This is a genomic window from Veillonella sp. CNR 79/14 (assembly GCF_003992185.1).
In the GTDB taxonomy this organism is placed as follows: domain Bacteria; phylum Bacillota; class Negativicutes; order Veillonellales; family Veillonellaceae; genus F0422.
The window spans coordinates 1-14,643 of the sequence record NZ_RQVH01000031.1; the positions used below are offsets into that span (position 1 = coordinate 1).

Below are 14,643 nucleotides of genomic sequence, written 5' to 3' on the forward strand. Positions count from 1 at the left end.
CTGTAATTGCAGCCTCCTTAATATGTATAATAACTATAGTTTTATCTTCAATAATAGCTGTTCGTATATCTTTATTTTCTATGATATTTAAGCTAACTTTAGATCTATCACCTAGGGTAGAACAGAAGTCGCTTATTATTTTTTCAGCATCTTTTACTCCGGTTAAAACTGGTTTTTTACACTCGTCTTCAGAAATTCCTAAAATTAAATAGCCACCTGTAGTATTAGCGAATGCAGAATATGATTTCCATGCATCTTTGGGGAAGTCATTTTTAGCCTTTTTGTATTCAACTTGTGAAGACTCTTTTAATGATATAATTGCTTCTAATGTAGTTAGTTTCATAGTATTTTTCCTAAAAGTGCTAAATAAATAGTAAATAAAATTAACTGCTGAATGGGGGTAATATCACATTCTTTATATATGTTGTGAAAGAATGAGTTTAAAAGTGCTAAATAAATGTTAAATAAAATCGGGATTCTTGTTATTGAAGGGCAACAAGGAATATGATGAAAAATAATCAGTATCAGAAAAGAGAAATATTCTTATCATCAGTATACAGGATATAAAATGTGTTTGCCACTATATATTATGAATCCTTGTTGTAGCATATGTTCTGCATGTCAGATATCGTCTCCATATACAGCGGAGTTTGCAAAACAAGTCTCAATCCTGTAAAATAGATAGGTAAAGATCATAAGGAGGAGCTATGTTACTGTCAATTGTTGTTCCCGTATTTAATGAGGAAGATAATATTCAAAAATTTTATACTACAGTCAAAGATGTATTGCAAACACTTGACTATGACCATGAAATTATTTTCGTCGATGATGGGTCCAGTGATGATAGTGCAGGCATGCTACGATATATTGGTAATCAAGATCCAAAGGTAAAAGTGCTGTTATTGGCTAGAAACTTCGGTCATCAATTAGCCTTGACCTGTGGATTAGATTACGCTCAAGGTGATGCGGTAATCACCATGGATGGAGATATGCAACATCCACCAGAGTTGATTCCAGAACTAGTGAAGCATTGGGAAGCAGGTGCAGATGTAGTACGTACCATTCGTGATTCCACAGAAGATGCTAGTTGGGCAAAAGCTTTTACATCGAAATACTATTACAAAGTGCTTAACAAATTAGCCAATGTTCCTATCGTGGAAGGTGGTTCCGATTTCCGGTTGATGAATCGAAAATCCCTAGAAACATTGAAAAACTTCCGTGAACATGGTAGGTTTTTGCGGGGCATTGTAGGCGACTTGGGATTCGTGCAACATGAATTTCATTTCGTAGCACCCCCACGCTTTGCAGGGACTTCTAAATTTAGTGTAAAAAAAATGATGCGCTTTGCTTTAGACGGCATTACAGCATTTTCTAGAGTACCCTTGCGGTTAGCCTTATATATCGGCTTGCTATGCGGACTATTAAGCCTGATTATGATCGGACACATATTGTTTGTTCACTTCTTCTCTGACAATGTTATCAGTGGTTGGTCTACCTTAGGAGTGGCTATCTTCTTCCTAGGTGGTGTACAACTGGTAGGTATTGGTATCATCGGAGAATATGTGGGACGAATTTTTGAAGAAGTCAAACAACGACCGTTATATTGGGTGAAAGACGCCATAAACTGTCACATACAAGACAAATAATCGTATATAAGAGAGGAGTCCTATGACGAGTAAAAAGAAACAATACCTGGCAGTCGCTCTATTAGTAGGCTTTTTAGGTACTAGTGTACAAGGAGCTTACCAATATGGTGATACAGGCAATGAAATTCTTGGTATTCAAAAGAAACTCATCGCTGCTGGTTATAAAGCTAGGGAAACTAGCGAATATGATGCAAATACAAAGTGGGCTGTTAGATTGTTCCAAAAAGATAATGGATTAACAGTGGACGGAATATTGGGAGCAGTGACCTATAAAAAATTGATGGGCAAACCACTGCCGGCAACAACAAAAACGGTATCTAAAAAGAAAGAAATTTCTGAAAAAGATGCTAAATTATTAGCCCATATCGATCCAAATAGAGAATCCACAGCTATCACATCTACGTTAAAGCATAAAAAAGACAAAAGCTCTGCCCCACAAGGGCTGACTTTCAAAAAGAAAGGCAAAACATACAAAGGCTTAGAGATTGGACATCAACCTATATCTGGCAATGTGAAAGAGATTTTGACCTATGCCAATACGTTTACGGGAGTGCCTTATAAATTTGGAGGCACTACGCCAGCGGGATTTGATTGCTCAGGATATATTCGCTATGTATTCCAAAAGATAGGCTTTGATATGCCGCGCCAAGCTGACGAACAGTATACAGTAGGTAAAAAAGTAGAGAAAAGTAATCTACAACCGGGTGATTTAGTGTTCTTTGAAACTTATGAACCAGGGATTTCCCATTCTGGTATTTACATCGGTGATGGACAATTCATCAGTGCCACATCTAGCAGTGGTGTAGCCGTAGCAGATATTGATGATAGCTACTGGGGACCACGCTATGTAGGGGCAAAACGCGTACTATAATACACAAGCTGTAATGATGATGTCATTACAGCTTTTGCCATATATGCGATAACTAGAAACATAAAGGAGTTAACTATGACGCACGCAGGCATTCACATACAAGATGTACAATTTTCCTATGGATCTCAGACGGTTATCCATAATATGACCATCACCATTCCCAAAGGTGAGTTTGTACTGGTGGTGGGACCTAATGGATCTGGTAAAACCACCTGGCTTCGTATGGTAGCAGGACTATTAGAACCCACAGCCGGACATCTTTGTTTAGATGGCATTAGTCCGAAAGAAGCACAAATGAAAGGACTCATTCACTTAGTGCCACAAATTTATAACAAGAATGCAGCCCAATTTCCAGCTACCGTAGAAGAGGTAGTGGGACTCGCTTTATTTCACGTACCGAAGGAAGATAGAAAAGGACGCATCTTGGATGCTTTGGAATTGGTGGGCATGCAAGATTTCTTGAAACGCCGCATTGGAGAACTCAGCGGCGGTCAACAACAACGTGTCATGTTAGCACAGGCCTTAGCACGGAAACCGAACTATATTTTGCTAGATGAGCCCACCAGTGGTATCGACTTTGAAACAAGCAAAAAAATATACGAAGTGTTGCGATCTTTAAAAGAAGAAAACATCACTGTTATCATGGTCACCCATGATGTGACGGAAGCTATGGAAGTGGCAGATACAATTTTATGTGTGGATGGACATGCTTGTTACTATGGACCTTGTAAAGGCTTTATGGAAAGTCATCAAGGCTCTCGTTTAGCATGGCATTTAGGAGGTTAAGATGGATATTTTATCCTATACATTTATGCAACGTGCCTTTTTAGCGGGCCTCATCGTGGCTCTCATGTGCCCCCTAATTGGTATGTTCATTGTCATTAAACGGCAATCCATGCTCGGCGATGGATTAGGACATATTGCCTTTGCTGGTGTGACGGGGGCATCCTTACTGAAAGTATACCCTCCATTAGGTGCTGTTATATTGACCGTACTTTCCGCCATGGGTATAGAACTCGTGCGTCGCTACCAAAAACAATATGCAGATATGATTATGGCATTATTCTTTTATGCAGGCTTAGCGCTGGCTATCGTATTTTCTACAATGGTAAAAATGCCTAGCACTGGACTATTGAACTTTTTATTTGGCAGTATTCTAACGGTGACTATGACAGATATTTATGGTATCGGTGCGGTGGCTATCGTAGTGGGTATTATCATGAAATTTGTGTATCACTCCTTAATGCTTACCTCCTTTGACGAGGAAATTGCTCGCACTGTAGGTATCAATGTAAATCGTGTGAACATGATTTTTGCCATCTTAACAGCCCTTGTAGTTGTCATGGGGATGACCGTAGTAGGGATTCTATTGATCAGTGCGTTGATGATAGTTCCTGTTGCATCTGCTCATTTATGGAAACGGGGCTTCAAAGAAACTTGGGGTATTGCTACCGTCTATTCCGTAATATCCGTCATCGGCGGACTGTGCAGCGCCTTTTGGTTGGACTTTGCACCAGGGGGGACCATTGTGCTGACAGCTATTGGACTCTATGTCATTACGTTTTTGGTGAATTTGTTTAAGTGTAGGTAGCTCTGAAATATAAAATTAGTATGTAAAGTATCATCATCCTATATAAGTCAATGACCTCACCTAAATGCATACTTTCATCAAAATCTGTGGTATAATAAAGGCAATAGACATTTTTAGGAGGGAAACCATGACAGGAAATGAATTACGCCAAGCGTATTTGAATTTTTTTGAAAGTAAAGGACATTTAAAGCAAGAGAGTTATTCTCTTGTTCCAGATAACGACCCATCTTTATTATTAATCGGTGCTGGTATGGCACCGTTGAAACCATTTTTTACAGGTAAATTAGTACCACCTTGCACACGAATTACGACAAGCCAAAAGTCAATTCGTACAGGGGATATTGAAAACGTAGGACGTACAGCACGTCACCATACATTCTTTGAAATGTTGGGAAACTTCTCTTTTGGTGATTATTTCAAAAAAGAAGCCATCCATTGGGCATGGGAATTCTTAACAGAAGTCATCAAATTAGATAAAGAAAAATTGTACGTTACTGTATATCCGGATGATCAAGAAGCCTATGACACTTGGCATAATGAAATTGGCTTACCAGAAGACCATATCAGCCGTTTGGAAGATAATTTCTGGGAAATTGGCGAAGGTCCATGTGGTCCAGATAGCGAGATTTTCTTCGACTTAGGACCAGAGCGTGGCTGCAATGATCCAAACTGTGCACCAGGTTGTGATTGTGACCGTTTTCTTGAAATTTGGAACCTTGTATTCACGCAATTCAACCGTACTGCAGAAGGTACTTACGAGCCATTGGCTAAGAAAAATATCGATACCGGCGCTGGTTTAGAGCGTTTGGCATCTGTATTACAAAATAAAGAAAGTAACTTTGAAACAGATTTGATTTTTCCAATCATTGAGGCCACAGCGAAAAAAGCAGGTGTTACGTATCATACAGATGCGAATACAGATGTTTCTTTGAAGGTTATCGCCGACCATATTCGTGCTATTGTGGCATTGATTGCAGATGGTGTGTTGCCATCTAATGAAGGCCGTGGCTATGTGCTTCGCCGTATTTTGCGCCGTGCTGTTCGTCATGGTCGTCTATTAGGTATTCAAGGACCATTTTTGGTACCATTAGTAGATATCGTTGTAGATATCTTGGGCGGAGCTATCACGAATATCGTGGAGAAACAAGACTTCGTAAAACGAGTAGTGGCAAACGAAGAAGAACGTTTTAACCAAACATTGGCATCTGGCCTAGACATGTTGAGCCAATTATTGGATACATTGAAAGCTGAGGGCGCTACGACAGTACCAGGTCAAGACGTATTCAAATTGTATGACACCTACGGATTCCCTTGGGAATTGACAGAAGAAATCGCTTCTGAAGCTGGTTTCACTATCGACCAAGCTGGTTTTGAAAGCGCCATGAATGAACAACGTACTCGTGCTCGTGAAGCTCGTGAAGACGTAGACGCAAAAGTAGCTACTCCAGATATTACCCATTTATCTGGCGAACATATTTCTGACGATGAAAGTGCCACAGCATCCACAGTCTTGTTAATCGGTGAAGGGGCAAAAGCCATCGACCGTGCTGAAGATGGACAGGATGTTACGATCATCGTAAAAACGACTCCATTCCACGCAGAAGGAGGCGGGCAATTAGGTGACACTGGTTTCATCGCAGGCCCATTGGGTAAAGTAGAAGTGCATACAGCGAAAAAATTACCAGAAGGTACTACCTACCATGTAGGGACTGTGGTAGAAGGTAGCATTTCGCTAAACGACGAAGTGACATTCGAAGTCGATGTAGAACGCCGTCAGCATATGGCACGTAACCATACAGCAACACACTTATTGCATGCTGCATTGCGTTCCGTATTGGGTACGCATGTTAACCAAGCAGGTTCCTTAGTAACGCCTGATTACTTGCGTTTTGACTTTACACACTTCTCCCCAGTGACAGCAGAAGAATTACAAATCATTACGAACATGGTAAATGAACAAATTCTTCGTGCTTCCACATTGGAAGTAGAAACTATGTCCATTGATGCGGCGAAAGCAAAAGGCGCTATGGCGTTGTTCGGTGAAAAATATGGTTCCGAAGTACGAGTTGTATCTGTGCCAGAATTCTCCATCGAATTGTGTGGCGGTTCTCACGTAGAAAATACTGGTTTCATCGGTCAATTCCGTATCACTTCCGAAGGTGGTATTGGTTCTGGCGTACGCCGTATCGAAGCGGTGACAGGTAAAGCAGCGCTTGTGTTAGCACAACAAGAAGAACAAACGTTAAAAGCAGTAGCTTCTCTTGTGAAAGGAAAACCACAAGAAGTAGTAGGTAAAATACAACAAGTATTAGACCATGCAAAAGCTGTAGAACGTGAGCTAGATCAAGTGAAAAAAGAATTGAACAGCGGTAACCTTGATAGTGTCTTAGCTGGTCAATTTACAGTAGGCGATGTAACAGCAGTAGTAGCCTCCGTACCAGTATCTGATATGGGCGAATTGCGTGACATGGCGGATATGGTTCGCGATAAAATTGGCTCTGGCGTAGTATTATTAGGTGCAGCTGGTGGCGATAAAGTGAATTTCGTTTGCATGGCTACAAAAGACGTAGTTGGCAAAGGTATCCACTGCGGTAACATCGTAAAAGCAGCAGCTCAAGCGGCTGGTGGTAATGGTGGTGGCCGTCCAGATATGGCACAAGCTGGTGGTAAAGATCCGGCAGCGATGGACCAAGCCTTAGCAGCAGGTAAAGAGGCAATCCAATCCATGGTTGGATAAGTTTAATCATAGATGAGATTTTCACTAGAAAACTCATGATAAGGAGGGATTATATGAATCTTTCAGATAAAACAATGGTGATTAAACCGGTACAAACAACACCGTTGACACCAGAAGAAGTATTCCAACATGTGTTCCAAGCCTTGGCGGAAAAAGGGTATAACCCAATTAGTCAAATCACAGGATATCTCATTTCTGGAGATCCAACGTATATTACAAGTTATAATAATGCTCGTAGTGATATTCGTAGTATCGAACGAGATGAGCTTATTGAAGAACTTGTGAAAGAATATGTGAAAGCGAAACAATTATAATGCGAATTATGGCACTAGATGTGGGAAGTCGGACCATAGGCGTAGCATGCAGTGATGCGCTGTATATTACAGCGCAAGGTATCGAAACTATTCGTCGCACATCCCATGAAAAAGACTTTCAGCGCATTGCGGAGTTAATCCGTGAATACGAGGTAGACACTATTGTGGTAGGCATGCCCAAAAATATGAATGGCACCAAAGGAGACCGGGCTGAAAAAACGGAAGCCTTTGTGGAAAAGATGCAAGAAGTCATCTCCACACCAGTTGTATTTTGGGATGAACGTCTATCTACAGTGATGGCAGAAAAATCTTTAATTGCCGCTGATGTAAGTCGTAAAAAACGGAAAGAAGTCATTGATAAAATGGCAGCAGTTGTCATTTTACAAGGCTATTTAGATAGTCGTTCATAAGGAGGTTACCATGATCGAACAAGGTTATGAAGGTGAAGTATCTGTGATTGTCATTGAAGACGAAAATGGAGAAGAAATGTATTATGAAGAAGAAATGCTAATTCAACATGATGGAAAAGCATTTGCGATTTTAGTATCTCTTCCTCCAGAAGAAGACACTGAACATGATGAACCAGAAGTGATTATTGCGCGCATTGATGAAGAAGAAGGAGAACAAGTTTATGTAGCTCCTACTGATGAAGAATTCGATGCAGTCATTAAATTATACGAAGAAATGGACTAATCGTTAGTCAAGGCTGTAACAGACTGTCGAAAGACAGTATGGTTACAGCCTTTTCTGTATAAGAGAAGATGGATTACATACATGCTAGGTAAAAAAGTATTGTACCTAAAGGCGTTACGATATATGGTCTAGGTGAGTGTATCGATGATAGATTGACCTATACTATATAGAAAAATTGCTATATATACTGCTAAAATGGTATAATATAGTATTCGTTGAAAAAGGAGTGTGCTATGAAACAATATGCAAACTATATCTATAGATGTGTAGCAATTCTAATCGTAATTTTGCTTGGAATCTTAGCAGGTATATATTATATTCCTTGGACTGGTGGTTCAAAGGAAGATGTAGAAACAGTTGTTATCAGTGAAAATCAAACTGGTGCACAGATTGGGGATATACTCTATGAAAGAGGACTGATCACGTCACCTGCTGTGTTCCGTGGTGCTCTACGCTTAACGGGAACCATGGATAAGTTACAACATGGATATTATCAAATTCCACACCATTCTAGTTTAAGTGAGATCATTGGCTTGCTCCAACAAGGTAGATTACAAACGGTGAAATTGACCATTCCAGAAGGATTTACCATTGGTGAAATTGGCAAACGCATTGAAGAACAAGGCATCGATACGCAGTATGCATTCATGGAAAAAGGAAAGACCTATACACCTTATGAGTATATGGTGGGAACGAAGCCTGTTACCTATCGGGTGGAAGGATTTCTATTCCCTAGCACCTATGAAATTCCTGTAGGTAGCAAAGCAGAAGATGTGATGGCCATCATGGCGGACGAAATGAATCGCCAATTAACACCAAAAATGCGCCAAGATATTGAAGCACAAGGAATGACCATATTTGAATTTATTACCTTAGCATCCTTGGTGGAAAAAGAAGCGAAGTTTGATGAAGATAGACCTATCATTGCCGCAGTTTTTCGTCAACGCTTAAAAACTGGTATGCCCTTAGAATCATGTGCTAGTATTCAATATATTTTGGGGTATCCTAAGCCTTTGATTAGTATTGAGGATACAAAATTGGAAAGTCCGTACAATACATATCTTCATAAAGGATTACCACCAGGACCTATTGCAAACCCAGGCACCAAATCTATGGAGGCAGTTTTGTATGCGCCACCAACGGAGTATTTATTCTTTGTGGCTGACAAAGAAGGACATCATCATTTTACAAAAACTTATGATGAACATTTGAAAATAGTGGATCAAATTTATGAAAATTAAAGATATTTTAAATGAACAACGTATTTATGCGCTTTTGCATGATGTGCCAATTTTACGAGAGTCAGAAGTAGAACTCTTTGAAGACTTAATCAGTTTATATAAACCAAAGCGAGTTTTAGAAGTGGGCACTGCTATTGGGTACTCTTCGCTGCTACTGGCAAAGCATATGGACAAAGAGGGACAGCTCATCACTATGGAATTAGATGATGTACGCCATGGGATGGCTAGCCATTTCATTTCGCAATCAGACTATGCAGAGAAAATCACTCTATTAAAAGGAGATGCTACAGAATTGCTCGAAGGCCTAGAAGGTCCCTTTGATTTAGTGTTTTTAGATGGTCCTAAAGGTCAGTACTTAAAACAGTTGGAACTCATTGAACCCCAATTAGTAGAAGGGGCTGTGGTATTAGCGGATAATGTCTTATTCCGTGGTTATGTGCGGGGAGAGAAAGAACCACCTCGTCGCTTTAAAACAATTGTGAAACGCTTGCAAGCGTATTTAAACTATGTAGAACAAAAAGAATATTACAATACTACTATCTACCCTATGGGAGATGGTATGAGTGTAAGTATATGGAAAGGAAACATTCATGACTAAACGACATATGGAATTACTAGCTCCTGCTGGTAATATGGATAAATTAAAAATGGCTATCCGCTATGGTGCAGATGCCGTATATTGTGCAGGCCGTGCCTTTGGCTTACGCGCAGCTAGCTCTAACTTTGACAATGACCAATTGAAAGAGGCTGTAGAATTTGTACACAGCCATGGCAAAAAAATCTATGTCACTTGTAACATTATTCCGCATAATGAGGACTTAACAGGCCTTGAAGAGTATTTACAATTTTTGGAAAGTATCAAGGTTGATGCAATTATCGTAGCGGACTTGGGTATTTTCTTGTTGGCAAAGCGTGTGGCTACAGGCTTAGAATTGCATGTGAGTACACAAGCAAATACCACGAACTATTTGACTACAGAGTTCTGGAAAGAACAAGGGGCTGCTCGTGTAGTAGTAGCTCGTGAAGTGAGCATTGAAGATATCAAAACCATGCGTGAGAAAGCAGATGTAGAAATTGAAGCCTTCGTACATGGAGCTATGTGTATTTCCTACTCTGGTCGTTGTTTGTTGAGTAATTACATGACAAATCGTGATGCCAATCGTGGGGCTTGCACGCAGGCATGCCGTTGGAAATATAATTTAGTAGAAGAAAACCGCCCTGGTGAATACTATCCAATCGAAGAAGATGAACATGGCACGTATATCTTTAACTCTAAAGATTTATGTCTATTAAAATATATCCCTGAGCTCTATAAAGCGGGTGTAGATAGTTTAAAAATTGAAGGTCGTATGAAATCTGTGCACTATGCGGCTACTGTATCCAAAGTATACCGTGAAGCCATCGATAAATTCCTGGAAGAAGGAGATGACTGGTATGTACGTGATGAATGGTATGCAGAATTAGAAAAAATTTCTCACCGTCCATACACAGAGGCCTTTGCCATGGAAAAACCAGGGGAAGAAGCGCAAAACTATGGTAAATCTTCCAATACGCAAACCCATGATTTCATTGGATTAGTAGAAGGGTACAATGCAGAAGAAGGCTATGCCTACATGGAACAACGTAACAACTTTAAAGTAGGGGAAGAAGTAGAGTTTTGCCAACCTCATGGACCATTGGTGAAACATGTGATTACACGTATCACTGATGAAGATGGCAATGACATTGATGTGGCAAAACATGCACAAATGAAATTGCGTTTGTACATTGATACGCCATTGGAGGAATACTCCATGATGCGTCGTGAAACGAAACAAAAATAATTCCTTACGACATAGGGGAGGACCAAGATGCAAGAACAAGAGATTGTGTATGATCCAGAGTATGTGTACTTTCAAATTGAACGGACATATACAAATTATGTGAATCGGATTTTAGAAGGCTATGAATACGTAGGGGTCATGACAACGGTGAATGCGGAGGGATTGTGTATGGTTCGTACTACAGAATCAACACGTGAATTGGCAAAAGAAATTTTACAATCCCTACCGATTTCTGTGATTCTCTTGGAGTGAGTGAATTGTAACAGAGAGACACCACATGAGTTGTACTGGTAGTAAGTATTGGTGATTGAAAGTGGAGATCTAAGAGATATGACAGCAGACAATAAGAAACGGATGCAATATGAACTATATATTCCAGCTCAATTTGATGAATCTTGTCGAGGTTCTTTAGAAATATTGATAGAACATAAGTTGGCCGATGTAGGAGAGGTTCATGAGGGGGAATCGGTATATAAAGAGAATGGTGAGATTGACCATTGTGTAGTTCGGTTTTCTATGGATGAAGGTTCTGAGTTAGTAGAGGAAATGCTTATCTCCTTGGATGAATTAGGGATTCCTTATGGTGCCAAGTTGTATCAAAATGGAAAGGTCATTGTAGAATTGGGCAATTTGCATCATGTACATGTGATGCTGGATGCTTCCTTAGGAGATACAAAAAAATTCAAACGATTGGATGCTAAAATTACAGCGGCATTGGAAGAAAATAGTATTGTAAGTACAACATGTATCGATATTCCTAAGGGAATGGCAAGATTTGTGTATTATGTAGCAGATAAAGAGTTAGCGGTGGAAGTGATCAAAACCTATCTTCGTAGGAGTGACTTAGGGGTAGGTGCAACCATTGATGTCATCGATTCAGGGTTGACCATTCATGAACGGTATATGTCAGATATATCTCGCGTGTATCGTGGGTTAGTTCCCGATGTATGGAACGTCATTCAAGGTGAATGGAAAGGGATATCACCGCAAGAATGGATGCACCTATTAAAGCGATATCCTAAGACACCAGAAGGGCTTAGTTTCTTGCTGAATGTGGAAAATGGAACATACCAAAAAGAATATACTTCTTTGCATGTAACATTTCCATTATTTATCCATGATAATAAACAATTTTATTTATTGTCAGCTCGTCAAATGTTAACATTTGATCGGGAGGGATTGAGTACAAGAAAACTAGATATTCAGGGTCCTACGGATAGACCATCACAAGTGCGTGCTACCCCTGCTAGCTGGGATTTATGCTTGTTTGCGGCGACTGGTGAAGGGGAAAGTGCATCCAGGTTATACCTTGACTTTAACCCAACCAAATCTGGTACAGTAGGACAAGTATTATACTTTGACGGTGAAACGAAAACCTTGACATTGCTAGGGCCATCTTTTAGTAATGTATTGTTATTGCTAATGAAAGAAGCTTCTCATGGATCTGGAGATTATCTGATTCAATCTATTATGGAAAAAACTATGAGTTTGGATGTAGATACCATGGATGTACAAAGTGCGGAAAATCAACTCTTGTTTGAAGCTATGCGGAATTTATCTGAAAGAATCTTAGACAGTATAGGCGATATGGGACCTATGATAGGTAAACGTGGTTTCATGGGGATGGTCTTGCTGGAAGATACAGCATTTGATGTGAATCGATTTAAGAAGGACTTGCTAGCAAGATGGGATATTGATTCGATTACCAGTCCAGAAGGGATGAAAGTTCGAGCTGCTATTGCGACAGTGGATGTGGATTCAGTAGAAGAAGATGACATGGAAGAAGCTCATTTCTTAGTGATTGATGGCTATAAAGTAGTAGTTGCCCCATTCTCCTTTCCTATGCCACTACAGGCGGTAGAACAAGGTGGCATGAGAAATTACCTTTGGGAATCTGCTGTAGAGGTAGGAAGACGACATACGTACCATGTGGCGATCAGTATTGTAGAAGGTCCTGGTAATCCTTTGGAAGAAGGCATGTTGCTAGCCAAGCTACTTTCAGTGGCTACAGAGCAAGAGGGAGCTAGTGCGGTGTACACGAATGGCGTGCTATATGAAGCTGACAAATTCCATGAAGAAACGGAAAACTTACGAGATGATATGTTGCCTATGGCGAATATGATATGGGTAGATATGGATTTTGAAGAGGATGGCACCATCTCCTTATCTACGAGTGGTATGGAACTGTTCAACCAATTAAATGTGGAGTTCCTTCATTGTCCATGGGATCCAGAGAAAGCTTGGAACTATATCCTAAGTGTAGCGGATTATATCTTGACATCTGATAAGCAGGTAAAAGATGGAGACTCTGTTGGTAGAACAAATGAGGAGCAACTAACCGTACATATCAAGGACTCTGTCCATGCAGATGGAAAACAAAGCATACAAATTTTCTTTACTGAAAGTGAAGAAGAATAAATACAAGATGAAAGGGGCGTTGGAATACTAGCGCCTCTTTTCTCGTGGTTGTATATGGAATTATTGGTACTGTGAGTAGGGAGTACTGTGCTCCAGTTAGAAAAAAGTTAAATAAATTATAAAAAAACACTTGCATAGATGTAATGGATATGATATTATATATTTGTTGTTACAGTAAGTAACAAACGGTAGCGAAACAGTGTTTCCCAAGGACAGTTAAGGTGATTCGTTACTATGGATGGAAGATATCGGGGCATAGCGCAGTTTGGTAGCGCACCTGGCTTGGGACCAGGGGGTCGCAGGTTCGAATCCTGCTGCTCCGACCATTTTCTTATGTGCGGGTGTAGCTCAATGGTAGAGCCCCAGCCTTCCAAGCTGGTTGCGAGGGTTCGATTCCCTTCACCCGCTCCACTTATACATGTGATTGTATTCAATACGTTCCCATACAGAGACAATGTCGATGTGATGGGTTATTTTATTATGTATGGGTAAATTGGATGCGATTGTAATTACATATGGTTCAGTAGCTCAGTTGGATAGAGCAACGGCCTTCTAAGCCGTGGGTCGGGGGTTCGAATCCCTCCTGGATCACCACTAACAAAGGATTCTATGTTTTCTAGAATCCTTTTTATGTTGGAGGGATCGACGCACTAAGGTCTCTGCTTCACTGCGTTCCTAGAGACCTAAGTTGCTTACGTATCCCTCCTGGATCACCAAGTATTTAGGATTCTACTTGATGTAGGATCCTTTTTGTGTGGCAGGGATGCTATCGCTAAGTTCTCCGCGTCGCTATGCTCCTAGAGAACTAAGCTTACCGCTATTCCAAGGAATCGAGGCACTAAGGATTCTGCGTCGCTTTGCTCCTAGAATCCTAAGTTGCCATCGTATCCCTCCTGGATCACCAGTACTAAGGATTCTACTTGATGTAGGATCCTTTTTGTGTGGCAGGGATGCTATCGCTAAGACCTTCGCGTCGCCTATGGCTCCTATAGTTCTAAGCTTTCCGCTATTCCATGGAATCGAGGCACTAAGGATTCTGCGTCGCTTTGCTCCTAGAATCCTAAGTTGCCTTCGTATCCCTCCTGGATCACCAAGTAAATAAGCGGATAGTTCAGATTGAGCTATCCGCTTTTTTGTAAAATTTAGTAGATTTTTTTAGTAGTTTTGGAATTAAAGGTGATTGAATTATGAGGTGTAAATTTTTAAAGGTAGCACTTAGAAATGGACTTTTAGATCCTAATAATATTGACTCCATACCTAAAGGAATGCAGTTCTTTTCAATGCTAACGAAATATATTTATATAAATAG

14 protein-coding genes and 3 tRNA genes are annotated in these 14,643 nt (G+C 40.3%); 16 read left to right on the forward strand and 1 reads right to left on the reverse strand.

The genetic code is table 11. The features are described 5' to 3' along the window. On the reverse strand, positions 1–343 hold a 343-nt coding region (locus EO119_RS07545), incomplete at its 3' end, for a helix-turn-helix domain-containing protein (RefSeq protein WP_164725698.1). A 364-nt stretch (positions 344–707) separates the two neighbouring features. Here EO119_RS07545 and EO119_RS07550 point away from each other — a divergent pair. The 16 genes from EO119_RS07550 (at position 708) to EO119_RS07625 (ending at position 13,928) form a co-directional block, all read left to right on the forward strand. Then, entirely contained in the window at positions 708–1,646 is a 939-nt protein-coding gene (locus EO119_RS07550) for a glycosyltransferase family 2 protein (RefSeq protein ID WP_062401317.1), read from the forward strand. A gap of 22 nt (positions 1,647–1,668) precedes the next feature. Continuing rightward, positions 1,669–2,517: an NlpC/P60 family protein gene (locus tag EO119_RS07555; protein ID WP_126941298.1), complete on the forward strand. Its 849-nt coding sequence runs from the start codon at positions 1,669–1,671 to the stop codon at positions 2,515–2,517. 75 nt (positions 2,518–2,592) lie between these two features. Beyond that, positions 2,593–3,303, forward strand: coding sequence for a metal ABC transporter ATP-binding protein (locus EO119_RS07560; RefSeq protein ID WP_009352919.1), 711 nt, complete (start codon positions 2,593–2,595; stop codon positions 3,301–3,303). A 1-nt stretch (position 3,304) separates the two neighbouring features. After that, complete coding sequence (locus tag EO119_RS07565) at positions 3,305–4,108, forward strand: metal ABC transporter permease (protein WP_126941300.1); 804 nt, start codon at positions 3,305–3,307, stop codon at positions 4,106–4,108. A gap of 127 nt (positions 4,109–4,235) precedes the next feature. Beyond that, positions 4,236–6,845, forward strand: coding sequence for an alanine--tRNA ligase (alaS, locus tag EO119_RS07570; protein ID WP_126941302.1), 2,610 nt, complete (start codon positions 4,236–4,238; stop codon positions 6,843–6,845). A 53-nt stretch (positions 6,846–6,898) separates the two neighbouring features. Beyond that, positions 6,899–7,159, forward strand: coding sequence for an IreB family regulatory phosphoprotein (locus EO119_RS07575; RefSeq protein WP_009352873.1), 261 nt, complete (start codon positions 6,899–6,901; stop codon positions 7,157–7,159). Next, positions 7,159–7,569, forward strand: coding sequence for a Holliday junction resolvase RuvX (ruvX, locus tag EO119_RS07580; protein ID WP_009352972.1), 411 nt, complete (start codon positions 7,159–7,161; stop codon positions 7,567–7,569). Before EO119_RS07575 ends, ruvX begins: the two co-directional genes overlap by 1 nt. A 10-nt stretch (positions 7,570–7,579) precedes the next feature. After that, the gene (locus tag EO119_RS07585; RefSeq protein WP_009352989.1) at positions 7,580–7,852 is read left to right on the forward strand and encodes a DUF1292 domain-containing protein; all 273 of its coding nucleotides are present in this window, start codon (positions 7,580–7,582) and stop codon (positions 7,850–7,852) included. Positions 7,853–8,085: 233 nt separating this feature from the next. Then, on the forward strand, positions 8,086–9,093 hold the full coding sequence (mltG, locus tag EO119_RS07590) for an endolytic transglycosylase MltG (RefSeq protein ID WP_126941304.1): 1,008 nt from the start codon (positions 8,086–8,088) through the stop codon (positions 9,091–9,093). Then, positions 9,083–9,691 carry an O-methyltransferase gene (locus EO119_RS07595; protein WP_126941306.1) on the forward strand — a complete coding sequence of 203 codons (609 nt, stop codon included), beginning with the start codon at positions 9,083–9,085 and terminating at the stop codon, positions 9,689–9,691. The genes mltG and EO119_RS07595 overlap by 11 nt, the downstream gene beginning before the upstream one ends. Then, positions 9,684–10,916, forward strand: coding sequence for a U32 family peptidase (locus EO119_RS07600; RefSeq protein WP_126941307.1), 1,233 nt, complete (start codon positions 9,684–9,686; stop codon positions 10,914–10,916). Before EO119_RS07595 ends, EO119_RS07600 begins: the two co-directional genes overlap by 8 nt. Before the next feature lie 27 nt (positions 10,917–10,943). Beyond that, entirely contained in the window at positions 10,944–11,168 is a 225-nt protein-coding gene (locus tag EO119_RS07605; protein WP_126941309.1) for a DUF4911 domain-containing protein, read from the forward strand. Between the two features lie 78 nt (positions 11,169–11,246). Further along, complete coding sequence (locus EO119_RS07610; protein ID WP_126941311.1) at positions 11,247–13,334, forward strand: DUF4261 domain-containing protein; 2,088 nt, start codon at positions 11,247–11,249, stop codon at positions 13,332–13,334. A gap of 249 nt (positions 13,335–13,583) precedes the next feature. Continuing rightward, positions 13,584–13,660 (forward strand) — tRNA-Pro (locus EO119_RS07615). A gap of 11 nt (positions 13,661–13,671) precedes the next feature. Beyond that, positions 13,672–13,745, forward strand: a tRNA-Gly gene (locus tag EO119_RS07620). Positions 13,746–13,851: 106 nt separating this feature from the next. Further along, positions 13,852–13,928, forward strand: a tRNA-Arg gene (locus tag EO119_RS07625). Positions 13,929–14,643: the final 715 nt, after the last annotated feature.